The 22,442-nt window shown below is 70.3% G+C and carries 19 protein-coding genes; 4 read left to right on the top strand and 15 right to left on the bottom strand.

The features are described 5' to 3' along the window. The first annotated feature begins 23 nt into the window (after positions 1-23). From AC07RM_RS23730 to AC07RM_RS23720, 3 genes are read left to right on the top strand one after another with little or no spacing between them, the layout of a single operon-like run. Positions 24-1,082 carry a TRAP transporter substrate-binding protein gene (locus AC07RM_RS23730; RefSeq protein WP_495336109.1) on the top strand — a complete coding sequence of 353 codons (1,059 nt, stop codon included), beginning with the start codon at positions 24-26 and terminating at the stop codon, positions 1,080-1,082. After that, a complete protein-coding gene (locus AC07RM_RS23725) occupies positions 1,079-4,099 on the top strand; it encodes a bifunctional diguanylate cyclase/phosphodiesterase (protein ID WP_495336108.1) in 3,021 nt (1,006 codons plus the stop codon). Before AC07RM_RS23730 ends, AC07RM_RS23725 begins: the two co-directional genes overlap by 4 nt. 45 nt (positions 4,100-4,144) lie before the next feature. Beyond that, the gene (locus AC07RM_RS23720; protein ID WP_495336107.1) at positions 4,145-4,777 is read left to right on the top strand and encodes an NAD(P)H-binding protein; all 633 of its coding nucleotides are present in this window, start codon (positions 4,145-4,147) and stop codon (positions 4,775-4,777) included. 102 nt (positions 4,778-4,879) lie between these two features. Here the strand turns inward: AC07RM_RS23720 and AC07RM_RS23715 are convergent, their stop codons facing one another. The 6 genes from AC07RM_RS23715 to AC07RM_RS23690 all read right to left on the bottom strand — a co-directional run bounded on the left by AC07RM_RS23715 (position 4,880) and on the right by AC07RM_RS23690 (position 11,016). After that, on the bottom strand, positions 4,880-5,884 hold the full coding sequence (locus AC07RM_RS23715) for a Bug family tripartite tricarboxylate transporter substrate binding protein (RefSeq protein ID WP_495336106.1): 1,005 nt from the start codon (positions 5,882-5,884) through the stop codon (positions 4,880-4,882). Between the two features lie 131 nt (positions 5,885-6,015). Continuing rightward, complete coding sequence (locus AC07RM_RS23710; RefSeq protein ID WP_495336105.1) at positions 6,016-6,621, bottom strand: thiamine pyrophosphate-dependent enzyme; 606 nt, start codon at positions 6,619-6,621, stop codon at positions 6,016-6,018. Between the two features lie 8 nt (positions 6,622-6,629). Next, entirely contained in the window at positions 6,630-7,148 is a 519-nt protein-coding gene (locus AC07RM_RS23705) for a thiamine pyrophosphate-binding protein (protein ID WP_398494878.1), read from the bottom strand. Between the two features lie 44 nt (positions 7,149-7,192). Beyond that, the gene (locus AC07RM_RS23700; RefSeq protein WP_495336104.1) at positions 7,193-8,671 is read right to left on the bottom strand and encodes an aldehyde dehydrogenase; all 1,479 of its coding nucleotides are present in this window, start codon (positions 8,669-8,671) and stop codon (positions 7,193-7,195) included. A gap of 117 nt (positions 8,672-8,788) precedes the next feature. After that, entirely contained in the window at positions 8,789-9,691 is a 903-nt protein-coding gene (locus AC07RM_RS23695; RefSeq protein WP_495336103.1) for an amino acid ABC transporter substrate-binding protein, read from the bottom strand. A gap of 35 nt (positions 9,692-9,726) precedes the next feature. Continuing rightward, the gene (locus AC07RM_RS23690; protein WP_495336102.1) at positions 9,727-11,016 is read right to left on the bottom strand and encodes an aspartate aminotransferase type Ic; all 1,290 of its coding nucleotides are present in this window, start codon (positions 11,014-11,016) and stop codon (positions 9,727-9,729) included. A 253-nt stretch (positions 11,017-11,269) separates the two neighbouring features. Here AC07RM_RS23690 and AC07RM_RS23685 point away from each other — a divergent pair, with 253 nt between their 5' ends. Then, positions 11,270-12,112, top strand: coding sequence for an HpcH/HpaI aldolase/citrate lyase family protein (locus AC07RM_RS23685; protein WP_495336101.1), 843 nt, complete (start codon positions 11,270-11,272; stop codon positions 12,110-12,112). A 49-nt stretch (positions 12,113-12,161) separates the two neighbouring features. On the opposite strand, the gene AC07RM_RS23680 is transcribed toward AC07RM_RS23685, so the two are convergent. From AC07RM_RS23680 to AC07RM_RS23640, 9 genes are all read right to left on the bottom strand, one after another. Next, complete coding sequence (locus tag AC07RM_RS23680) at positions 12,162-13,088, bottom strand: LysR family transcriptional regulator (protein WP_431513755.1); 927 nt, start codon at positions 13,086-13,088, stop codon at positions 12,162-12,164. Positions 13,089-13,134: 46 nt separating this feature from the next. Beyond that, positions 13,135-14,511: an MmgE/PrpD family protein gene (locus tag AC07RM_RS23675; protein ID WP_495336100.1), complete on the bottom strand. Its 1,377-nt coding sequence runs from the start codon at positions 14,509-14,511 to the stop codon at positions 13,135-13,137. Positions 14,512-14,524: 13 nt separating this feature from the next. Then, positions 14,525-15,721, bottom strand: coding sequence for a CaiB/BaiF CoA transferase family protein (locus tag AC07RM_RS23670; protein WP_495336099.1), 1,197 nt, complete (start codon positions 15,719-15,721; stop codon positions 14,525-14,527). A 5-nt stretch (positions 15,722-15,726) separates the two neighbouring features. Continuing rightward, complete coding sequence (locus AC07RM_RS23665; RefSeq protein ID WP_495336098.1) at positions 15,727-16,890, bottom strand: acyl-CoA dehydrogenase family protein; 1,164 nt, start codon at positions 16,888-16,890, stop codon at positions 15,727-15,729. A gap of 18 nt (positions 16,891-16,908) precedes the next feature. Next, the gene (locus tag AC07RM_RS23660; protein ID WP_495336097.1) at positions 16,909-17,763 is read right to left on the bottom strand and encodes an HTD2 family dehydratase; all 855 of its coding nucleotides are present in this window, start codon (positions 17,761-17,763) and stop codon (positions 16,909-16,911) included. A gap of 123 nt (positions 17,764-17,886) precedes the next feature. Next, the gene (locus AC07RM_RS23655) at positions 17,887-19,644 is read right to left on the bottom strand and encodes a sigma-54 interaction domain-containing protein (protein ID WP_495336096.1); all 1,758 of its coding nucleotides are present in this window, start codon (positions 19,642-19,644) and stop codon (positions 17,887-17,889) included. A 124-nt stretch (positions 19,645-19,768) separates the two neighbouring features. After that, positions 19,769-20,899, bottom strand: a complete 1,131-nt coding sequence (locus AC07RM_RS23650) for a branched-chain amino acid ABC transporter substrate-binding protein (RefSeq protein ID WP_495336095.1) — start codon at positions 20,897-20,899, stop codon at positions 19,769-19,771. Positions 20,900-20,932: 33 nt separating this feature from the next. Next, the gene (locus AC07RM_RS23645; protein WP_495336094.1) at positions 20,933-21,619 is read right to left on the bottom strand and encodes an HAD family hydrolase; all 687 of its coding nucleotides are present in this window, start codon (positions 21,617-21,619) and stop codon (positions 20,933-20,935) included. A gap of 14 nt (positions 21,620-21,633) precedes the next feature. Then, positions 21,634-22,392 carry an enoyl-CoA hydratase/isomerase family protein gene (locus AC07RM_RS23640; protein ID WP_495336093.1) on the bottom strand — a complete coding sequence of 253 codons (759 nt, stop codon included), beginning with the start codon at positions 22,390-22,392 and terminating at the stop codon, positions 21,634-21,636. Positions 22,393-22,442: the final 50 nt, after the last annotated feature.

Below are 22,442 nucleotides of genomic sequence, written 5' to 3'. Positions count from 1 at the left end.
CCACGCGAAGAAGGAGCCACGCCATGCCCCGCCTGCTCGCCGCCCTGCTGCTGCTCGCCGCGTTCGCCTGCCAGGCGCAGACCACGCCGGCGCCGGACACCCCGGTGCAGCGCCTGCGCATCGTCGGCGGGCTCGGCGGCATCACGCAGTACACGCGGCACGAGGAGAACTTCTGGGCCCGGGAGCTCGCCGAACGCACCGGCGGTCGCTACAGCGCCAGCATCGTGCCCTTCGACCGCGCGGGCGTGCCGGGCCAGGAGATGCTGAGCCTGATCCAGCTCGGCGTGGTGCCCTTCGGCACCGCGCTCATGAGCCAGATGGCGATGCAGTTCCCCGAGCTCGGCACGCCCGACATGGCCGGGCTCAACCCCGACATCGCGACCCTGCGCCGGGTGGTCGCTGCCTTTCGCCCCTACCTCGCGGGCGCGCTGCGCGAGCGCTACGGCGCCGAGCTGCTGGCGATCTACATCTACCCGGCGCAGGCCGTGTTCTGCAACCGGCCGGTCGCGCGGCTGGCCGACCTCGCGAAGCGGCGCGTGCGCGTGTCGAGCGCCACGCAGGCCGACTTCATCCGCGCGCTCGGCGCCACGCCGGTCTACACCGAGTTCGCGGCCATCCTGCCGAACATGCGCTCGGGCAACACCGACTGCGCGATCACCGGCACCATGTCGGGCCACACGCTGGGCCTGCATGCACTCACGAGCGCGCTCTACACCATGCCGCTGAGCTGGGGCCTCGCGGTGTTCGCGGCCAACCGCGAGAACCTCGAGGCGCTGCCGCCCGACCTGCAGGCGGTGCTGCGCCAGGAGCTGCCGAAGCTCGAGGCCGCGGTGTGGGCCGAGTCCGAACGCGAGACCACCGAGGGCATCGCCTGCAACACCGGCGCCGACGCCTGCACCAAGCCCGTCCGGGGCCGCATGACCGCGGTCGCGCCCACGCCGCAGGACGAGGCGCGGCGGCGCGAGATCTTCGCCATCCGCGTGCTGCCGGCCTGGCTGCAGCGCTGCGGCCCGGTCTGCGCGCAGGTCTGGAACGACACCGTCGGTCCCGTGGTCGGCATCCGCGCCCCGCTCGTGCGATGACACAGCGCTTCTCCCGTCGCGTCGCCGCCGTGGTCTATGGCGTGGCGCTGCTGTTCCTCGGCACGCTGGCGACCGTGGCCGCCAGCATCACCTGGGAGGCGCGCGGCCGGGCGATCGAGAACGCCGAGACGCAAGCCATGCGCTTCGTGGGCGGCTCCGAGGCGGCGCTCAACCGCGCGCTGCTGAGCATCGACATGCTGCTGGCCGGCGCCGGCGAGCAGCTGCGCGCCGTGCCGCGCGAACGCCTCGCCGAGGAGGCCGGCCGGCCCGAGGTGCAGCGACTGATCGTCAACCTGGTGCGACAGAACCTGCTGGTGCGCTTCGTCGCCTTCGTCGACGCGGACGGCACGCCGCTCGCTTCCTCCGACCGGCGCGGCGCGCGACTGCCGATGGCGCTGCCCGAAGGCTTCGCGCGCTCGGTGCTGGCGCAGCCGCTGTCGACCATGGCCGTGAGCGCGCCGATCGCCAGCCCGGCCACGCTGCAGAAGGTGGTGTTCTTCGCGCGCGCCGTGCCGCTGGCCGACGGCAGCCGCGTGCTGGCCGTGGCCGAGGTGCAGATCTCGCTGCTGGCCATGGTGACGACGCAGGGCGCGGCGATCCCGGGCCTGGAGATCACGCTCGAGCGCGATGCCGGTCCGCTGCTGGTGAGCGTGCCGGCACGCGACGACCTGCTGGGCCGGCAGCTCGAACCCGCGCTCAGTGAGCAGACCAGCGACGGCAAGCCCGTGCGCATGGCCGCGCGCCTGAGCGGCGTGCCCGCGATCCTGGTGGCGCGCCCGACGCTGCACCGCAACCTGCTGATCGTCGCGAGCATCCCGCTGGCCGCGGCGCTGCGCGACTGGCGCGAGGAGCGCGACCGCATCGCGTGGACCGGCGCCGTCATCGGCGCGCTGATCCTCGCGATCGCGGCCTTCACCCACCTGCAGCTGCGGCGCCAGTGGCAGTCGCGGCAGGAGCTGGTGCGCTCCAAGGCCACGCTCGACCAGGCGCTCGAATCGATGATCGGCGGCTTCGTGCTGCTCGATGCCGACGACCGCGTGCTGGCCTGGAACCGCAGCTTCGTCGCGATGTTCCCGTGGGTGCGGCCGCTGCTCGCGCCGCAGTTGCCGTTTCGCGAACTGGTGGCCGAGACCGCGCGCCACGTGGTGCACGAGGGCGGCCCGCCCGGCTGGATGGCGCTCAACATGCCGCAGCTCGCGCAGGACCATTCCGAGCAGGAGGCGGTGCTCGAGGACGGCCGCGTGCTGCATGCCACGCGCAGCCGCACGCCCGACGGCGGCACCGTCTGCGTCTACCAGGACATCACGGAGAAGCGGCGCCACATGGCCGCCATCGTCGAGAGCAAGGCCCAGCTGCAGGCCACGCTCGAGGCGCTGCCCGACCTGCTGCTCGAGGTCGGCCTCGACGGCATCTGTCACGGCCACCATGCGCCGCGCGTGCCGCTGCCGGGCATCCAGGTCGACCAGCCGGCCGGCCGCCGGCTGCAGGAGCTGCTGCCGCCGCAGGCGAGCGCGGAGGTCATGGCGGCGTTGAAGGAAGCCAATGAGACCGGGCGCTCGAGCGGCCGCCAGTTCGAGCGCCGCTACGCGCGCAGCAAGGCCTGGTTCGAGATCTCGGTCTCGCGCAAGGCCAGCGGCGCGCAGGCCGATCCGCGCTTCATCGTGATCCTGCGCAACATCACCGAGAGCAAGCAGGCGGCCGACGAGGTCGAGCAGCTCGCCTTCTACGACACGCTCACCGGCCTGCCCAACCGCCGGCTGCTGGTGGACCGCATCAAGCACGCCATCGATGCCGTGCCGGGGCGCTCGCGCTGGAGCGCGCTGCTGTTCCTCGACCTCGACAACTTCAAGACCGTGAACGACGCGCACGGCCACGACACCGGCGACGTGATGCTCAAGCAGGTGGCGCAACGCCTGACCGCCTGCCTGCGCCGCGGCGACACGGTGGCGCGGCTGGGCGGCGACGAGTTCGTCGTGATGCTGGCCGAGCTGCACGAGCGGCGGCTGATCGCGACCTCCGAGACCGAGGCCATGGGCGCGGCCATCCTCGAGCAGCTCAACCGGCCCTACCAGCTCGGCGGCCAGCAGCACCACAGCACCTGCAGCATCGGCGTGGCGCTGTTCGACACCGCCGATGCCTCGCTCGACGAGGTCATCAAGCAGGCCGACATCGCGATGTACTACGCCAAGACCGCCGGCGGCAACGCGCTGCGCTTCTTCGAGACCAGCATGCAGACCAGCATCACCGCGCGCGCGGCGCTCGAGAACGAACTGCACGCGGCCGTCGAGCAGCGGCAGTTCGTGCTGCACTACCAGAGCCAGGTCACGAGCGAGGACCGCGTGGTCGCCGCCGAGGTGCTGGTGCGCTGGCAGCATCCGACGCGCGGCCTGCTGGCGCCCGGCGAGTTCATCGCCGCGGCCGAGGACACCGGGCTCATCATCCCGCTCGGCCTCTGGGTGCTCGAGACCGCCTGCCGCCAGCTCGCGGCCTGGAGCGAGGACCCGCGGCGCGCGCACCTGCAGCTGTCGGTCAACGTGAGCGCGCGGCAGTTCCGCACCGACGACTTCGTCAAGCAGGTCGCCCGCGTGCTCGAGCGCACCGGCGCCGATCCGCGCCAGCTCAAGCTCGAGCTGACCGAGAGCCTGCTGCAGTTCAAGGTCGCCGACACCATCGCCAAGATGAAGACCCTGGCCGGCATGGGCATCCAGTTCTCGATGGACGACTTCGGCACCGGCTTCTCGTCGCTGTCGTACATGATCCAGTTGCCGCTCAACCAGATCAAGGTCGACAAGTACTTCGTGCACGGCATCGGCCTGAACCCGAAGGTGGAGCTGGTGATCCAGACCATCATCGGCATGGCGCTCAACCTCGAGCTGCAGATCGTCGCCGAAGGCGTGGAAACGCAAGCGCAGCGCGAGTTCCTCGCGCGCCACGGCTGCCACCTGTACCAGGGCTATCTGTTCGGCAAGCCGAAGGCGCTGGAGGCCTACGAGCAGGACCTGGACGCGCAGGCCTGATCGGGCCGCACAATGGCTTCCGGTGAACCACGCGAGGCGATCGACATGAAACTGCTGCTGTTGGGTGCGACGGGATTGGTGGGCGGCCGGGCACTGCAGCTCGCGCTCTCGAACGACGCCTTCTCCCAGGTGATCGCGCCGACGCGAACGCCGCTCGCGGCCCACGCCAGGCTGGTCAACCCGGTCGCCTCGCGGCTCGAGGACCTGGTGCCGGCCTGCATCGCGCACCGGCCCGATGCCGTGGTCTGCGCACTGGGCACGACGCAGGCGAAAGCCGGTTCGAAAGAGGCCTTCCGCCACGTCGACCACGAACTGCCGGTCGCGTTCGCCGAGGCCGCGCATGCCGCCGGCGTGGGCACCTTCGTGATCGTGACGGCCATGGGTGCCTCGGCCAGCTCGCTCTTCTTCTATCCGCGCACCAAGGGCGAAGTGGAGCGGGACGTCCGCGCGATCGGCTTCCGCTCGCTGACGATCTGCCGGCCCAGCCTGATCGGCGGCGAGCGCCATGAGGAAAGGCGCGCGGAAGGCATGGCGCTGACCTGGGCGCGGCGCCTGGGGCCGGTGCTGCCGGCGCGATGGCGTGTCAATCCGGAAGCGGCCATTGCCGCGGCGCTGCTCGACGCGGCCATCGCCGCGAAGCCCGGCTGCCACTTCATCTCCTCCGACGCCATGCATTGAGCGGCAACGCGAAGGCCACGGGTGACTGGGTCCTTCGCAGCGCCCCCAACCTTCGACTGGGCCACGAGTTCGACCGGGTTCATGCGAGCCCCATCGGCCGCGTCACTCGGGCTTGATGCCCGCGGCCTTGACCAGCGGGCCCAGCCGGTCCATGTCCGCGCGCAGGGCGCGCGAGAGCTGCTCGGGCGCGCCGCCGAGGATCAGCGCGCCATCGGCCTCGAGCCTGGCCTTCACGTCGGGCGTGCGCAGCGTCTCGTTGAGCCTGGCGTTGAGCGTCGCGACGATCGCCGCCGGCGTTCCGGCCGGCGCCACGATGCCGTACCAGCTCACGAGCTCGAAGCCCGGGAAGCCGCTCTCGGCGATGGTCGGCACGCCTGGCAGCGCGGGCGAGCGCTGCGCCGAGGTGACCGCGATGCCGCGTACCTTGCCGCCGTCGATGAAGCCGCGCATCGTGACGCTGGTCCCGACCCAGGCGTCGAGCCGGCCGCCGAGCATGTCCGGCATGCCCTGCGCGATGCCGCGATAGGGGATCAGGTTGAACTTCGCGCCCGACTGCTTCTGCAGCAGCTCGGTCGCCAGCAGCGGGCTCACGGTCGGATAGCCGATGCTCACCGAGCCCGGATCCTTCTTCGCCTTCGCGATGGCGGCCGCGAGATGGGCCGCGCCGCTGGCCGCGTCGACCGTGAACACATAGGGCGTGGAGGCGATCAGCCCGATCGGCTGGAAGTCCTTCAGCGGGTCGAAGGGCAGCTTGTCGTAGAGCGAAGGACTGAGCGCGATGTGATCGGTGAGCGTGAGGCCGAGCGTGTAGCCGTCGGCCCTGGACTTGGCCACCGCCTGCAGCGCGATGTTGCCGTTGGCGCCCGCGCGGTTGTCGATGATGACGCTGGTCTTGAGCAGCTCGCCGAGCGTCGGCGCGAGCACCCGCGCCAGCTTGTCGCCGCCGCCGCCCGGCGGGAAGGGCACGATCAGGCGCACGGGCTTGTCGGGGTAGTCGGTGTCGGCGCGTGCCGGCAGGCACGAGGTGAAGGCGAGCGCGAGGCCCAGGAGGCTCGCGACGGCGAGGCCGCGGCCCCGCGTGTTCGATGCGCTGTGGGTGTGGCCCATGTGATGTCTCCGGTAAGTTGTTGTGTGGCCAGCGGCCGCGCCACGGCCGCCGGCGTTCGAGCCAGCCGTTGTGCGGCCTCCACGCATCCGCGACGTCGCGGTGCACGAAGGGTTCGCGGCGGCCGCGGGCCTCAGACGTGCGCTTCGGCGCCCAGCAGCGCGGTACGGAAGCGGCTGCGCAGGAACGGGCCGTCGCGTGGCGGCAGCGCCGTCGGCGCGGGGTCGGTGGTGACCTTGAGGGTCGCGAGCACCGGGCCCTGGCCGTGGAGGATCCTGTCGACCGCCTCCTCGAGCTCCGCGGCCGTGCGCACCGTCAGCGCCTGCGGGAAGCCCGTGGCCTTCGCGACCTCGGTGATATTGACGCCACGGCCCGCGTGGGCCGGCTGCATGCCGGTCTCGGCGTAGTGCTCGTTGTCGATCACGACGACGGTGAGGTTCTCGGTGCGGTCGACCGCGGCGGTCGCCAGCGAGCCCAGGCCCATCATCATCTCGCCGTCGCCGACGAACACGATGACGCGCTTCCTCGGCTGCGCGCGGGCCAGGCCCAGGCCCACCATCACGGCGCCGCCCATCGCGCCCCAGAGGTAGAAGTTCTGCGGACCGTCGCCCGCGGCGGCCACGTCGAAGGTCGGGTTGCCCAGGCTGGTGATGGCCAGCGCCTCGCCCCGGTCGCGCAGGATGCGCGCCACCACTTCGCGGCGATTCAGGACGGCTTGGTTCTTGGCTGTGGATGACATGGCGGTGCTCACTTGTTGAAATTCTTCGTGCCGATGACGCGCTGCCCGATCAGCACCGCGACGCTGCGCCCGGTCTGGTAGGCGAACTTCGCGCCGGCGAGCACGGTGGGCGGAACCTCCTCGGGCGAATCGGCGCGGTACACGTACACGCCCGAGTCCTCGAGCACCGCCTGCGTCGACTTGCCCATCGCGACCTGCCAGGGGTTGAACTCGCCCCACTCGCCGCGCATCGTCACGATCATGAACAGCGGCATGCGCGTCTCGTGCTGCAGCGACAGCATGTTGATGCAGTTGCCGACACCGCTGGACTGCAGCAGCAGCACGCCGCGGTCGCCGCCGAGCCAGGCCCCGCCGAGCATCGCGACCCCCTCCTCCTCGGTGGTGAGCGAGACCGCGTGGATCCCGGGGTCCGCCTCGCACAGGCGGATCAGCTGGCTGTGGCCCGCGTCGGGCACGTAGGCGACCTGCCGGACGCCGAGGTTCTTGAAGCCTTCGAAGATTTGCTGGGGCCAATCGATGGTGGACATGGGAGTGGGTGGGGTGGTGAATGATGGAAGGAAGGGATCGATGCTCAGCGCATGACGAAGGGGTTGGCCGTCGCCGCGCCGGTGTTGATCCAGACGCTCTTGGTCTGCAGGTATTCGTTGATCGCGTCCATGCCGTTCTCGCGGCCCAGGCCCGAATCCTTGTAGCCGCCGAACGGCGACATGAAGCTCACGGCGCGGTAGGTGTTGATCCACACCATGCCCGCCTGCAGCCGCTCGGACATCCGGAACGCGCGGCCCATGTCGCGCGTCCACACGCCCGAGCCGAGCCCGAAGCGCACGTCGTTGGCGATGCGCACCGCGTCGTCCTCGTCCTGGAAGCGGATGATCGAGAGCACGGGGCCGAAGACCTCTTCCTGCGCGATGCGCATGCCGTTGTCGACGTCGCCGAAGATCGTCGGCTGCACGAACCATCCGCTGCCGCAGGCCTCGCCCGTGGCGGGACCGCCGCCGAGCAGCAGCCGGGCGCCCTCGTCCTTCGCGATCCGGATGTAGCTCAGCACCTTGTCGTACTGGGGCCGCGTGGTCACCGGGCCGACCTGGGTGTCCATCGACATCGGATCGCCCATGCGCGCGGTGCGCGCCAGCGCCAGCAGGCGCTCGACCACCTCGTCGTACACCGCCTCCTGCACCAGCAGGCGCGAGCCCGCGATGCAGGTCTGGCCGGTGGCGGCGAAGATGCCCGAGACCGCGCCGTTCACGGCGTCGTCGAGCTTCGCGTCCGCGAAGACGATGTTCGGCGACTTGCCGCCGAGCTCCAGGCTCACGTGCTTGAACTGGCGCGCTGCCGCCTCGTTGATGGCGCGGCCGGTGGCATCGGCGCCGGTGAAGCTGATCTTCGCGACCCGCGGATGCTCGACGAGCGTGGCGCCCACCTCGCGGCCGAAGCCCGTGACCACGTTGACCACGCCGGCGGGAAAGCCCGCCTCCTCGAACAGCCGGGCGAACTCCAGGCTCGATGCCGAGGTGAACTCCGAGGGCTTGATCACCACCGTGCAGCCGGCGGCGAGCGCGGGGGCGATCTTCCACGTGGCCAGCAGCAGCGGCGAGTTCCAGGGCGTGATGGCGGCCACCACGCCGAGCGGCTCGCGGCGCGTGAAGTTGAAGTAGCCCGGCTTGTCGAGCGGCATCACGCGCCCCTCGACCTTGTCGGCCAGGCCGCCGAAGTAGTAGAACCACTGCGGGATGTAGTGGAGCTGCCCCAGCATCTCGGCCAGCAGCTTGCCGTTGTCGCGCACCTCGATCTCGGCCAGCCGGCGCGCATCGCGCGCGATCAGGTCGCCGACGCGGCGCAGCAGCGCACCGCGCTCGGTGGCCGTGAGCCTGGCCCAGGGCCCCTCGGTGAAGGCCCGGTGCGCCGCCTGCACGGCGGCGTCGACGTCGGCCGCGCTGCCCGAGGCGATCTCGGCCCAGGTCTCGCCGGTGTAGGGGTTGTGTGTTTCGAACCAGGTGCCGCCGAGGGGGGCGGCTTCCTGTCCGTCGATCCAGTGTGAGTAGCGTTTCATATCGGTGGACGAAGCTTCCTACATCGATGCGCGCGGCGCCATTTGCGATTCGCAAACAGGCACTTCAGGAGTGCTCAAGACGGCGCGCGACGAATGGGGCATGGATGGGTCCGAGGCCTATTCCTTGGCCACGTAGGCTTCAGCGGGCTTGTCGCTCGGATTGGCCCAGGCGTTCTTCGTGGCCTCGCCCAGCGGCAGGTTGATGGTCACGTCCACGGGCGGGATCGGCTTCAGGAACCACTTGTCGTAGAGCCTGGCGAGCTCGCCCGATCGGGCCTGGGCCTTGATGCTCTCGTCCACCGCGGCCTTGAACGCGGGGTCGTCCTTGCGGATCATGATCGCGATGGGCTCCACGGCCAGCACGTCGGGCAGCAGCCTGAAGTCCTTCGGCGACTTGGACTTCGCCGCCAACGAGGCCAGCACCGAGGCGTCGAGCACGAAGGCATCGGCGCGGTCGGACTCGAGCAGCAGGAAGCTGTCGGAATGGTCCTTGCCGTAGACCTCGGAGAAGCTCAGGTTCTCGGCGCGCTTCTGCTTGCGCAATGTCTGCAGCGGCGTGGTGCCGGTGGTCGTGACGACCGTCTTGCCCTTGAGGTCCGCGAGCGCATGGATGCTCGAACTCGCCTTCACGAGGATCTTGGTTTCCTCGATGTAGGTGGTCAGGCCGAAGGCCACGTCCTTCTGCCGCGCGGCGTTGTTGGTGGTCGAGCCGCACTCGAGGTCGACGGTACCGTTCTGCACCAGCGGGATGCGGTTCTGCGAGGTCACGGGCTGGTACTTGACCTCGAGCTTGCGGCCGAGCGACTTCTCGAGGTCCTTGATGATGTTGGCGCAGACGTCGAAGTGGAAGCCCGTGTACTGGCCGTTGCCCAGCGTGTAGGCCAGGCCCGAGGACTCGCGCACGCCCTCGGTGATGGCGCCCGAGGCCTTGAGCTTGGCGAGGGTGTCGTTGGCCTGCGCGAGCGCGCCGCAGGCGGCCAGCGTGGCGATGACCAGGATCGATGCTTGTTTCTTCTTCATGCGGAAAGCTCCAGCGGGGATGGGGAAAAGGGAGGTCAGGCGGCGCGCGCCGCCAGCAGCTGCTCGGCGGCGGCCAGCCGCACGCACAGCGCCACCACTTCGGCGGCGCGGCCCAGTTGCTCGATCGACGGCGAGGACGGCGCGATGCGCAGCGTGCGGTCGAGCGGATCGATGCCGCCCGGAAACGGCGCGCCGGCCGGCGTGAGCGTGACGCCCGCGCGGCCCGCGAGCTCGACCACGCGGCGGGCCGTGCCGGGTTGCACGTCGAGCGCGATGAAGTAGCCGCCGCGCGGTCGCGTCCATTGCGCGATGCCCAACGGGCCCAGTTCGCGCTCGAACACATCCAGCACGCGGTCGAAGCGCGGCGCCAGCAGCGCGCGGTGGCGCAGCATCAGCATCTCGAGACCCACGCGGTCGCGCAGCAAGCGCACATGGCGCAGCTGGTTGAGCTTGTCGGGCCCCACGCTGCGCACCGCCGCATGACCGAGCCACCAGCGCAGGTTCTCGGGCGAGGCACCGAACAGCGCGACGCCGGCACCGGCGAAGGTGATCTTCGAGGTGGAGGCGAAGACCAGCGGCCGGTTCGCATGGCCGTGCGCCTGGCAGCGCTCGGCGATGTTCGCGATCTGCACCTCCTCCACGCCGAGGTGGTGCAGACCGTAGGCGTTGTCCCAGAACAGGCGGAAGTCCGGCGCGGCCGTGGGCATGGACGCGAGCGCCTCGACGACCGCGTCCGAGTACACGGCGCCGGTCGGGTTGCTGTACTTGGGCACGCACCACATGCCGCGCACCGACGGGTCCTGCACATGGGCGCGCACCGCGTCCATGTCGGGCCCGTCGTCGTGCAGCGGCACCGGGATTAGCCGGATGCCGAAGGCCTCGCAGATCGCGAAGTGGCGGTCGTAGCCGGGCACCGGGCAGAGGAAAGCCGCGCCCGAGGGCACGGCATGCCATGGCTCGCCGCCGCCGGGCACGCCGGCGCGCCAGGCGTGCGAGACGCAGTCGTACATCATCGACAGGCTCGAGTTGCCGCCGGCGACCACCTGCTCGGGCGGCACGCCGAGCATGAACGCGAACAGCCGCCGCGCTTCGGGCAGGCCCTGCAGGCCCATGTAGTTGCGGCAGTCGGTGCCGTCCTCGGCGAGGAAGTCCTGCGGGCCGGGCAGCGCCAGCAAACCCTCGGACAGCGCGACCTGCTCCGCCGACGGCACGCCGCGCGCCATGCTGAGCTTGAGCGGCTGCGCGCAGAGCGCTTCATGGGCCCGGGCCCACTGTCGATGCAAGGTGTCGAGTGCCGGGCGGGAAGCGTGGATCAGTTCGTTCATGGGTCCGTGGTGTTGCGCACGGCGTTGCATGCCGGCGCGCGGAGCTTCCTGGATCCGCGTGCCGCGCGCTATTTGAGATTCGCAAACGGGCACTTCGCGAGCCCTCAAGTCACGGGCGGTGCGGGGGTCGATGTCGAACAGGGCCTGCTCGTCCGGCCGGTGTTTGGCCACGCGCAATGGCGGCTTGTGGAAGCGCAAATTGCGCGGCCCGCGCGCGGTGGGCATTCTTCAGGGCGAACTCACTGGCGAAACCATGACACTGCCCCAACGCTCCTTCCTCTTCGTGCCCGCGAACCGACCCGACCGCTTCGACAAGGCGCTGGCCTGCGGCGCCGATGCCGTCGTCATCGACCTCGAGGACGCGGTGCCTCCCGAGAACAAGACCGAGGCGCGCCATTCCGTGGCCGCCTGGCTGGCGGCCCACCATCGCGTGATCGTCCGCATCAACGCGGCCGACACGCCCTGGTTCAAGGACGACCTCGCGCTGGCCCGGCTGCCCGGTGTCGCGGGCATCATGCTGCCGAAGACGGAGCGCATCGACGAGGTGTTCAGCGTGTCGTGCATCGGCGCGGGCACGGCGGTGTTTCCGATGATCGAGACCGCGGCCGGGCTGCACAACGTCCACACCATCGCGCGGGCGCAAGGCGTGCAGCGGCTGGTGTTCGGCTCGATCGACTTCCAGCTCGACCTGGGCATCTCGGGCGACGAGCTCGAACTGCTGCCCTACCGCGCGCAGTTGGTGATGGCCTCGCGCCTGGCCCGGCTGGCCGCGCCCATCGATGGCGTCAGCACCTCGATCGACGACCAGGCCGCGCTCGCGGCCGACACGCTGCGTTCGCGGCGGCTCGGCTTCGGCGCCAAGCTGTGCATCCACCCGAAGCAGGTGGGCGCGGTGAACGCGGCCTTCTGCGCCAGCGCAGAGGAGCTCGCCTGGGCGCGCCGCGTGCTCGAGGCGGCCGCGCGTTCGGCGGGCGCCGCGGTCGCGGTGGACGGCAGGATGGTGGACCGCCCCGTCATGATGCGTGCCCAGGCGATCGTGCAGGAAGCAGGCGAGCGTGCGTTGCGGCTGGCCGGCGCGGCAGCGACGCAGTCATGAACAAGAGCGCCCCGGTGCTCGCGCCCTGCTCGAGCCCGGGGTCTGAAAATCAATCGGCCTCGCCGCCCGGGGACCGCGTGGCCGACAACGCATCGGCCTTCAGCAGCTCGACCAGGTCGCGCGCGAAGCCCGGCAGCGCCTCGAGGCTGCGAAAGCAGATCTGCAGGTTGCGCAGGGCCCAGTCGTCCTCGAGCTGGATGACCTGGACCGCCATGTACTGCCGGTAACGCTCGGCCGAGGTGCCCGGCATGATGCTGATGCCGACGTTCGATTCGGTCATCTTGCAGCAGGCCTCGAAGTTGCCGACCTGGATGCGTGGCCTGAGCACGCGGTTCATGTCGCGGGCGATCTGGTTCAGGAACGAATGGATGGCCGTGCCCTCGTTGAGCACCACGTGCTCGTATTCGAGGGTCTCGGCAAAGGGCACCGGCGAGCGGGCCGCGAGCGCATGGCCATCGGGCACCACCAGCACCAGCCGGTCCTCGCGATAGGGCACGACCTCGAGCCCCTCGGTGCGCACGCGCCCCGAGACGATGCCGATGTCGGTGTGGCCGTCGGACACCGCGCGCACGATGTCGCCGCTGCCGCGCTCGCGCAGGTCGACGTTCACGTCGGGATGGGTGATGAGGTAGCGGCTCATCACGGCCGGCAGGAAATCGGTGATGGCGGTCGTGCTCGCGAACACGCGCAGATGGCCCTTGATGCCGCTCGCGTACTCCTGCAGGTCATTGCGCAGGTGCTCGAGCTGGCCGACCACCAGGCGCGCGTGATAGGCCAGCGCCTGGCCCGGCGGCGAGAGGGTCACGCCCTGGCTGCTGCGGTACAGCAGCTTGGTGCCCACGCTCTCCTCCAGGTTCTTGACGCGGATGCTCGCCGCCGAGACCGACATGAACGTGGCCTCGGCGCCTCGCGTGAGGCTGTTGGCCTCGGCGATGGCCAGGAACAGCCGCAGGTCTACCAGATCGAAATGGATCATCTTGCTTTCCGACTTTTCCCCTCGCCCGCCGCCGCCCTTCCCTGAGTCAACGAGGAACGACAGGCTCCAGCAGGGGACCGACGCGCGGCACCGACATCAGCGACCAGACCCAGCCAATGACGCTCTGCATCTCGGCGGCCGTGGCGCCGTGGCGGTAGAGCGCCAGGCGCGTCGCCTTCTCTTCCAGTTCATGGCGCTCGAGGGTGTTGCCGGGATCGCCCTTGGGCTCGTCGACGCGGCCCTCGAGACGACGGCCGTCGATGGTATCAACATGCACCTTGCCGATCCATCGCGCCGGGTAGGCCCGGTCCACCTCGGGGTCGAGGACCATGCTGACCTTGTCGTGGAAGGCCGAGACCGCGGCGTCCTTGAAGTGCCCGTCGAACTCCGCCAGGCCCGCACGGCCATGCACGGCCACCAGGCCGAGCACGGTGCCCATCGAGAACTTCGACTGGTGCACGGTCTGTGGATCCGTGACCGGGCCGAGGACGTCGATGGCCGCCTGGTGCACCTGCGCCGTCACCGCCTTCACGTCACCGGCCGCGAGCTGGTGGCGCTGCAGGATCTGCTGCAGCGCATCGGCCGCGGGATGCGTGTGGCGGCACGAGGCGTGGAACTTGAACGAGGTCTCGGGCAGCGCCCAGCGCGTACCGAGGCCGTCCGTGAGCCGGGCCGGATCGGCATCGCTCGACATGCCCGCGGCCATGCCCTGCGCGCCGGTCAGGATGCGCCGCGCGCCCGTGAAGTCGTCCTTGGCCAGGTAGGCGGCCGTGAGGCCGGCGCCGGCCGCGTGCGCCGTGTGCAGCTGCTTCGAATCGGCGGCATCGCGCAGGAACTCCCACAGGCCCGAGGCCTGGGTGCCCGCGGAACCGATCGCATGCAGCATCTGCTCGGGCGTCAGCGCCAGCAGATGGCCGGCCGTCACCGCGGCCGCCACGGCACCCGCGGTGCCGGTGGTGTGGAAGATCTTGTAGTGCGAGCGGCCCAGGAACTCGCCGACGCGGATGCCGACCTCGTAGCCGGCGACCGCCGCGGTCAGCAGCTGCGCGCCGCTGAGGCCATGCGCCTGGGCGATCGCGAGTGCCACCGGGAACACCACGGCCGCCGGATGGAACACGGAGCCGTTGTGCACGTCGTCCTGCTCGGCGAAGTGCGAGGCAGCGGCATTCGCCATCGCGGCCATCAGGGGGCTGGAGCGCGTGCGGTGGATCAGGATCTCGCTGCGGCCGTCGCCCGCGCCCATGGCGGATGCGAAGCGGGTGATGGTCTCGACCGGGCGCGCGCCCTTGCCGGCCAGCGCCGAGCCGATCCAGTCGAGGAACAGGTCCTCGGCGCGGCGCAGCACGGCCGGCGGGATGTCGTCGGCCTTCAGGTCGGCGGCGAAGCTCGCCAGGATGGACTCGGGGGTGTTCGAGGTCGTCATGTCGGATGTTCTTTCAGAGGATCTGGCTGTCGCGCAGGCGCGCGATGTCTTCGGGACCATAGCCCAGCGCTTGCAGGATGGCATCGGTGTGCTCGCCCAGCGCGGGAACCGGGTCCATGCGCGGCGCGAAGCGGTCGTTGTCGGCCGGCGGCTTCAGCGCCGGGATCGGCCCGACGGGCGAGCCCACCTCGCACCAGCGCTCCCGCGCGCGCAGCTGGGGATGGGCCCACACGTCGGCGATGTCGTTGACGCTGGCGTTGCCGATGTGGGCGGCATCGAGCCGCTCGATGCACTGGGCCGCGGTCAGCGGCTGCAGCAGCGACTCGATCAGCTGCTTGAGCTCCACCCGGTGGGCGCTGCGCTTGGCATTGGCATCGAAGCGCGCGTCGGTGGCCAGTTCCGGGTGTGCGAGCACCTGTTCGCAGAAGGCCTTCCACTCGCGCTCGTTCTGCAGGCCGAACAGCACGGTCTTGCCGTCGCCCGCCATGAACGGGCCGTAGGGATAGATGCTCGGATGGCTGGCGCCCGCGCGCGCGGCCTGCGCCTGGCCCTCGAAGCCGTAGTAGAGCGGGTTGCCCATCCATTCGGCGAGGCACTCGAGCATCGACACGTCGATGTGGCTGCCCTCGCCGGTGATGCCGCGCTGGATCAGTGCCGCCAGCACCGCGCTGTAGGCATACATGCCGGCGGCGATGTCGGCCACCGAGATGCCGGCGCGCGCCATCTCCTCGGGTGATCCGGTCACCGACAGCAGGCCGGCCTCGGCCTGGATCAGCAGGTCGTAGGCCTTCTTGTCGCGGAACGGTCCCGCGCTGCCGTAGCCCGAGATGTCGCAGACGATCAGGCGCTTGTGCGTCGGGCGCAGCGCTTCCTCGGACAGGCCGAGCCGCGCCGCGGCGCCGGGCGCGAGGTTCTGCACCAGCACGTCGGCCTGGCCCAGCAGCTTGGCGAGCACCTGCCGCGCCTCGGGCTGCTTGACGTCAAGGGTGATGCTTTCCTTGGACCGGTTGATCCAGACGAAATAGGAGGCCTCGCCCCGCACGCGCCGGTCGTAGGCGCGCGCGAAGTCGCCGGCGCCCGGGCGCTCGATCTTGATGACCCGCGCACCCATGTCCGCGAGCTGGCGCGTGGCAAAGGGCGCCGCCACCGCGTGCTCGAGCGTGACGACGGTGATGCCTTCGAGCGGGCGCCTGCCTTGGGTTCGCGTCATGGCGCTCAGAAGGAACGCGGCAGGCCGAGCAGGTGCTCCGCCACGTACGCGTAGATCAGGTTGGTGGAGATCGGCGCGACCTGGTAGAGGCGCGTCTCGCGGAACTTGCGCTCGATGTCGTATTCGTTCGCGAAGCCGAAGCCGCCATGGAACTGCAGGCAGGTGTTGGCCGCTTCCCAGCTCGCCTTGGCCGCCAGGTACTTCGCCATGTTGGCCTGTGCGCCGCAGGGCTGGTGCGCATCGAACAGCTCGCAGGCCTTGAAGCGCATGAGGTTGGCGGCCTCGACCTCGATGTAGGCGTCGGCGATCGGGAACTGCACGCCCTGGTTCTGGCCGATCGGGCGGCCGAACACCACGCGCTCGTTGACGTACTTCGTCACGCGGTCGATGAACCAGTAGCCGTCGCCGATGCACTCGGCCGCGATCAGCGTGCGCTCGGCATTGAGCCCGTCGAGGATGTACTTGAAGCCCTGTCCCTCCTCGCCGATCAGGTTCTCGGCCGGGATCTCGAGGTTCTCGAAGAACAGCTCGTTGGTCTCGTGGTTCACCATGTTCGGGATCGGCCGCACCGTCATCCCGCTCTTCTCGGCGGCGCGCAGGTCGACCAGGAAGATCGACATGCCCTCGGACTTCTTCTTGACCTCGGCCAGCGGCGTGGTGCGGGCCAGCAGGATCATCCAGTCCGAATGCTGCACGCGCGAGATCCAGACCTTCTGGCCGTTGACGACGTAGCGGTCGCCCTTCTTCACGGCCGTGGTCTTGATCTTGGTGGTGTCGGTGCCGGTCGTGGGCTCGGTCACGCCCATCGACTGCAGCCGCCATTGGCCCGAGGCGATCTTGGGCAGGTAGAGCTGCTTCTGCTGCTCGGAGCCGTGGCGCAGCAGCGTGCCCATGTTGTACATCTGGCCGTGGCAGGCGCCGGAGTTGCCGCCCGAGCGGTTGATCTCCTCCATGATCACCGAGGCCTCGGTCAGGCCCAGGCCCGAGCCGCCGTACTCGGCGGGGATCAGCGCCGCGAGCCAGCCGGCCTTGGTGAGCGCATCGACGAAGGCCTCGGGGTAAGCGCGCTGCTCGTCGATCTTGCGGTGGTATTCGTCGGGGAACTCGGCGCAGAGTGCGCGCACGGCATCGCGGATGTCTTGGTACTTGTCGACGGCGTTCTTCGTCATTGGATCGCTGCTTGGGGGTTAGAAAAAACTGGCGCGGGCTTCCATCGCCAGCACACCGTCATGGTTGCGTGCCCACAGCGTCTGGGAACCGTCGGCCTGGGCCTTGCCGCACAGCTCGAAGGCAGCGGTGTCGAACAGGGGATGCACGGCCCGGAAGGCGAAGCCGCGCACGCGGCGCTGCGGCAGCCGGCGGCTCGCGAGCCCCAGCAGCAGCGTGGCCACCATCGGGCCATGGACCACCAGGCCCGGGTAGCCCTCCACCTCGGTGGCGTAGGGCCGGTCGTAGTGGATGCGGTGGCCGTTGAAGGTCAGCGCGGAATAGCGGAACAGCAGCACCGGATCGGGCACGACGGTCTCGCGGTAGTCCTCGTCCGTGGCCGCCTTCGTTCCCGCCGGGGCGGGCGCGCCCGCGGCCGGCATGTCGCGATAGACGATGTCCTGCTCCTCGGTGATGGCCAGGCCCCTGGCATTCGAGATCTCGTGGCGGACCTTGACGAAGACCAGCGCCCCGCTCTTGCCCTGCTTGGCATCCACGTCGAGGATCCGCGACTGGCGCGTGATCTCGTCGCCCACCTGCAGCGGATGGTGGAACTGCAGCTCGCCGCCGGCCCACATGCGGCGCGGCAGCGCGATCGGCGGCAGGAAGCCGCCGCGCAGCGGGTGGCCGTCGACGCCGATCTGGTCCTGGCGCGCCAGCGGGATGAAGTGCAGCCAATGCCACAACGGGGGCACGTCGCTGCCCAGGTTGAAGGCGAGGTCGTCCCGGTCGAACGTGGCGGCCAGCGCCGACAGGGACGCGGCGCCCACGTCGTCGCCCCTGCGCTCGGTGCGGCCGATCCAGGCCCGGAGGTCGACGGAGGTCTCGGTAGTCATGGCCGCAGCATTGCCCGATCCGGCGGAAGGCGCAATTTGCCATTCGCAAAGTGCGCCTTGTTGGACATTCAACGCGCCGGCAGCCGCCCGGTGCCGGACGCCTTCGCGCCCATGCCATCGGGGTCAGTGCCCGGCCGGCCGCGCCTCCTCGGCATCGAAGGCGCCGCGCCCGCCGCGCTGCAGCCGCAGCCCATAGCCGCGGATCTTCGCGTAGAGCGTGGGTTTGGCGATGCCGAGCCGGCGCGCGGTCTCGGTCACGTTGAAGCCGCAGGCACGCAGCGCATTCGCGATCGCCTCCTTCTCGACCTCCTCGAGCGTGCGCACCTCGGAGGCCGGGCGCACCGGCGGCGGCGGCGCGGCGTCGGGCTTCGGGCCGCCGGAGAACCATGCGGGCAGGTCGTCGACGCATGCGGTCTCGGCATCGGTCATGTTCACCAGCCGCTCGACGGTGTTCTCGAGCTCGCGCACGTTGCCGGGCCACGGATGCGCGACCAGCCGCTGCATCAGGGCCGGCGAGACGCGGAACACGTTCTTGCGCAGCAGCTGCGCGTACTTGCGCAGGAAGTGGTGCACCAGCACCGGCACGTCCTCGGGCCGCTCGCGCAGCGAGGGCAGCTCGATGCCGATCACGTGGCAGCGGTAGTAGAGGTCCTCGCGGAACTCGCGCCGCTCGATCATGGCCTGCAGGTCGCGGTTGCTGGCCGAGATCACGCGCACGTCGATCGGAATGCTGCGCGTGTCGCTCACGCGCACCACCTCGCGCTCCTGCAGCACGCGCAGCAGCTTGGCCTGCACGTCGATCGGCAGCTCGGAGATCTCGTCGAGGAAGATGGTGCCGCTGCTGGCCGCCTCGAACTTGCCGGGCCGGCCCTCGCGCGTGGCGCCCGTAAAGCTGCCGGGCGCATAGCCGAACAGCTCGCTCTCGATCAGGTCGCGCGGCAGCGCGGCGCAGTTGATCGCGATGAAGGGCCCCGCGGCGCGCGCGCTGGCGTTGTGGATGGCCTGGGCGAAGACCTCCTTGCCGACGCCGCTCTGGCCGATCAGCAGCACGTTGGCGAAACCGCGCGCGGCCTTGCGCGCGGCCTCGACGGCCGCCACCAGCGGCGGCGCCGTGCCCACCACGTCGTCGAAGCTGTAGCGCGCATGGTTGCCCGCGATGCGGTCGGCCATGCGGCGCGCGCGCTGGATCTCGCGAAAGGAATTCACGATCGACACCACCTGGCCCGCCGCGTTCTTGATCGGCACCGCGGTATCGACCAGGTGCAGGTGCCGCTGCGGCGAGTCGATGATCAGCTCGCGGTCGATGTAGCCCTCGCCGGTTTCCAGCAGTGGCTGGATGATCGGCGCGAAATCGAGCAGCGAGCCGAAGGGCTTGCCGATGCTCTCGCGCGGATGCAGGCTCAGGATGCGGCCGGCCGCGGCATTCATGTGCTTGACCATCAGGTCGCGGTCGACCACCAGCAGGCCGTCGGTGATGTGCTCGACGATCGCGGACTGCTCCTGCAGCAGCGCGCCCTGCTGCTCGGCTACCAGCTCGGCCGAATGCGCCGCGGCCCACAGGTGGGCCAGCAGGCGCAGTTCGTCGCCAAGGTCCGCGCTGTCCGGCCGCGCGAGCAGCGCCACGAACAGCGCCTCGCCGGTCTTCGAATCGGCGGCGCGCAGGTGCAGGCGATCAAAGCCCTGGGGCTGCACCACCGGCAGGTACGGCGCCAGCGCCGCGCCCTCGGCCGGCAGCGCGGCCATCAGCGCCGAAGCCTCGATGCCGGGCGCGGTCCAGGCGCGCCGCAGCACGCGCCCCGCGCCGAACAGCAGCGCGCCGTGGCCCTGGGCAACCGCCCGCTCGACCAGCACGTCCCAGACCTCGTCGAGCATCGGCGTCATCGCGTTCCTTGTCCTCGTCAGCCCGGCGCGCGCGGCGAGGACGCCGCGGCCGACCGGTCGCGCCGATTCTGCCAAGGAAGCGCGGGCGGCGGAACGCTGGTGCCATCCCTCGGCACACGCGCGCTCACGGCTTGCGCTCGACCGGCACCAGCTTGCCGCCGGCGATCTGGTAGGCCGTGACCGGCGCCTTGAGCCACTCGCCGGTGGCATCGAACTGCACCGGGCCGAGCATCGACTCCATCTTCAGCGTCTTCAGCGCGGCCGTGACCTTCTTCGGCTCGTCGCTGCCGGCCTGCTGCATCGCGCGCGCGACCACCAGCGTCGCCACGTAGAAGGCCGGCGCATAGGCGTCGATCGGCGCGTCGAAGGTCTTGGTGAAGCGCTCGCGGAAGGCTGGGCCGCCCGGCAGGCTGTCGAGCGGGCGCCCGCTCTGCGCGCAGAAGTAGCGGCCCTCGAGCAGCTTGCCGCCCAGCGGCACCACCTCGGCCGTGCAGATGCCGTCGCCGCCGAGCAGCATCGCGTTGATGTCGAGCTGGCGCATCTGGCGCGCGACGCCCGCGCCCTGCGCGTAGTAGCCGCCGAGGAACACCGCCTCGGGCGCGAGCCCCTTGAACTTGGTCAGGATGGCGGTGAAGTCGGTGGCCTTGTCGTTGGTGAACTCGCGCCCCACCACCTCGAGGCCCAGCCCCTTGGCGGTCTGCACGAAGATGTCGGCCACGCCGGTGCCGTAGGCGGTGCGGTCGTCGATCACCGCCACCTTCCGCAGGCCGCGCGCGGCGGCGAACTCGGCCATGGCCGCGCCCATCACGTTGTCGTTGGCCGCGAGCCGGAAGATGCTCGCGAAGCCCTGGCGCGTGAGCTGCGGGTTCGAGGACGCGCCCGTGATCATCGGGATGTCCTCCTGGCTGTAGATGCGCGAGGCGGGAATCGAGACGCCCGAGTTGTAATGCCCGATGACCGCGCGCACGCCGGTGTCGACCATCTTCTGCGCCACCTGGGTGCCGGTGCGCGGGTCGCCCTGGTCGTCCTCCGAGACCAGCTCGAAGCGCGCGCGCCTGCCGCCGATGCGGAAGTCCTGCGCGTTGAGATCGGCGATGGCGAGCTTCACGCCGCGCTCGTTGTCGCGGCCCGCGTTGGCCTGCGGACCGCTGAGCGGGCCGGCATGGCCGATCTTGACGACCAGGTCCTGCGCGCTGGCCGGCAGGAGGGAGGCCCACAGGCCCAGGGAAGCAGCAAGAAGCAGGAAACGGCGCATGTTCTGTACCTCGAAGTGAATGGAAGAAACCGACTAGTCCAGGAGGGCGAGCACGCCCTCGAGAGTGGGGAACTCGTGGTCGGGCCGCGGTTGCCAGACGCTCAGCCGCTCGGCGCCGCGGTTGATCCAGGCCACCTGCATGCCCAGCGGCTTGGCACCGTCGATGTCGGCCCAGCTCGCGAGCGAGCAGTGCAGCACCGACTCCGCCGGCACCGCAAGGCGGTCGAGCGCGAGCCTGAAGATCGATTCCGAGGGCTTGTAGGCCCGTGCCATCTCGGCCGTGGTGACCTGGTCGAAGAAGCGCACGAGCTGGCTGCGCTGCCACAGGTCGCTGTCCATGTTGGTGATGGGCATCAGCGGAAAGCGCTCGGCCAGCCGTTGCAGGATGGCCTCGACCTCGGAATGCGGCGGTGCCGACTCGACCAGGTGGCCGAGGTACAGCTCGTTGAGCAGGTCGATGTCGAGCCGCGCCGTGACGCCGGGCTCGATGGCCTCGAGCGTCTCGCGCAGCGCCTCGCGCGCCACCTGGCGATAGGGGCGCCAACGCCCGCCGCGGTAGCGCTGCACGTTGCGGATGTCCCAGTCGAGGTAGAGCTCGAACAGCGGCCGCTCGGTGCGCAGGCCGGCCTCGGCCAGCACGGCCTCGATGCCGGCCATGCCGCCGCGGTCGACGTCGACCAGGGTTCCGAAGTAGTCGAAGGTGATGGCGCGGACGTTCATCGCGGTCTCCCCGTTCAGGCGCGACGCCCGAACTTGAGCACGCGCTCGGCGGCGTCGGGCGTGGCGAAGGCGGCCACGGTGGCCTCCTGCTCGAGCTCGAGCGCCACCGCGAGGTTCGACTGCGCCTGCATCGTCACCACGCGCTTGAGCCGCGACACCGAGCCCTGCGACTTCGAAGCCACCACCGCCGCCACCTCGAAGGCGCGCGCCAGCACCCGCTCCGGCGGCACCACCCAGTTCGCGAGCCCCAGGCGCAGCAGGTCGGCGGCCGACTGGCGCTCGCCCAGCAGCCAGAGCTCCATCGCGCGCTGGTGGCCCACGGCCTGCGGCAGCAGCCAGGTCACGCCGCCGGTCACGAACTGGCCCCAGTCCATCTCCGGGAAGAAGCACACCAGGTCCTCGGAAGCCACCACCAGGTCGCAGTTCAGCAGCCATTCGAAGCCGCCGCCGACCGCGAAGCCGTGGATCGCGCCGATCACCGGCGTGCCGCCGAACATCAGGTCGCGCGTGATGGCCTGAATGCGCTCGATGTGATGGCGGATCGAGGCCGGCGTGCGCGTCTGCTCGCCGAACTCCTTGAGGTCGTCGCCGGCGCAGAAGGCCCGGCCCGCGCCCGAGAACACGATCGCGCGCACGTCGGCCGAGGACTGCGCCTCGCGCAGCGCCTCGTGCAGGTCGTCGAGCACCACAGCGCTGATGGCGTTGAGGCGCTCGGGCCGCTGCAGCCGCACGTGCGCGATGCCGTCGCTGGTTTCGAGGGTGACGTAGTCCATGGCGAAAAATCCTTTGCTCGTTCGTTTGTTCGTTGGTCCCGGGCGGGTCT

It is taken from the genome of Variovorax sp. GW821-FHT09B05, assembly GCF_059418265.1.
The sequence above is the reverse complement of the archived record's forward strand: the minus strand, read 5'-3'. Positions and strand labels throughout refer to the sequence as shown.

Excerpts from the sequence above, each read along its gene's own strand:
- AC07RM_RS23690 (WP_495336102.1), bottom strand. The coding sequence starts at position 11,016 with ATGAACGAACTGATCCACGCTTCCCGCCCGGCACTCGACACCTTGCAT.
- AC07RM_RS23680 (WP_431513755.1), bottom strand. The coding sequence starts at position 13,088 with ATGATCCATTTCGATCTGGTAGACCTGCGGCTGTTCCTGGCCATCGCC.
- AC07RM_RS23640 (WP_495336093.1), bottom strand. The coding sequence starts at position 22,392 with ATGGACTACGTCACCCTCGAAACCAGCGACGGCATCGCGCACGTGCGG.
- AC07RM_RS23645 (WP_495336094.1), bottom strand. The coding sequence starts at position 21,619 with ATGAACGTCCGCGCCATCACCTTCGACTACTTCGGAACCCTGGTCGAC.
- AC07RM_RS23660 (WP_495336097.1), bottom strand. The coding sequence starts at position 17,763 with ATGACTACCGAGACCTCCGTCGACCTCCGGGCCTGGATCGGCCGCACC.
- AC07RM_RS23695 (WP_495336103.1), bottom strand. The coding sequence starts at position 9,691 with ATGAAGAAGAAACAAGCATCGATCCTGGTCATCGCCACGCTGGCCGCC.
- AC07RM_RS23665 (WP_495336098.1), bottom strand. The coding sequence starts at position 16,890 with ATGACGAAGAACGCCGTCGACAAGTACCAAGACATCCGCGATGCCGTG.
- AC07RM_RS23685 (WP_495336101.1), top strand. The coding sequence starts at position 11,270 with ATGACACTGCCCCAACGCTCCTTCCTCTTCGTGCCCGCGAACCGACCC.
- AC07RM_RS23720 (WP_495336107.1), top strand. The coding sequence starts at position 4,145 with ATGAAACTGCTGCTGTTGGGTGCGACGGGATTGGTGGGCGGCCGGGCA.
- AC07RM_RS23705 (WP_398494878.1), bottom strand. The coding sequence starts at position 7,148 with ATGTCCACCATCGATTGGCCCCAGCAAATCTTCGAAGGCTTCAAGAAC.
- AC07RM_RS23650 (WP_495336095.1), bottom strand. The coding sequence starts at position 20,899 with ATGCGCCGTTTCCTGCTTCTTGCTGCTTCCCTGGGCCTGTGGGCCTCC.
- AC07RM_RS23675 (WP_495336100.1), bottom strand. The coding sequence starts at position 14,511 with ATGACGACCTCGAACACCCCCGAGTCCATCCTGGCGAGCTTCGCCGCC.
- AC07RM_RS23730 (WP_495336109.1), top strand. The coding sequence starts at position 24 with ATGCCCCGCCTGCTCGCCGCCCTGCTGCTGCTCGCCGCGTTCGCCTGC.
- AC07RM_RS23670 (WP_495336099.1), bottom strand. The coding sequence starts at position 15,721 with ATGACGCGAACCCAAGGCAGGCGCCCGCTCGAAGGCATCACCGTCGTC.
- AC07RM_RS23710 (WP_495336105.1), bottom strand. The coding sequence starts at position 6,621 with ATGTCATCCACAGCCAAGAACCAAGCCGTCCTGAATCGCCGCGAAGTG.
- AC07RM_RS23700 (WP_495336104.1), bottom strand. The coding sequence starts at position 8,671 with ATGAAACGCTACTCACACTGGATCGACGGACAGGAAGCCGCCCCCCTC.
- AC07RM_RS23725 (WP_495336108.1), top strand. The coding sequence starts at position 1,079 with ATGACACAGCGCTTCTCCCGTCGCGTCGCCGCCGTGGTCTATGGCGTG.
- AC07RM_RS23655 (WP_495336096.1), bottom strand. The coding sequence starts at position 19,644 with ATGACGCCGATGCTCGACGAGGTCTGGGACGTGCTGGTCGAGCGGGCG.
- AC07RM_RS23715 (WP_495336106.1), bottom strand. The coding sequence starts at position 5,884 with ATGGGCCACACCCACAGCGCATCGAACACGCGGGGCCGCGGCCTCGCC.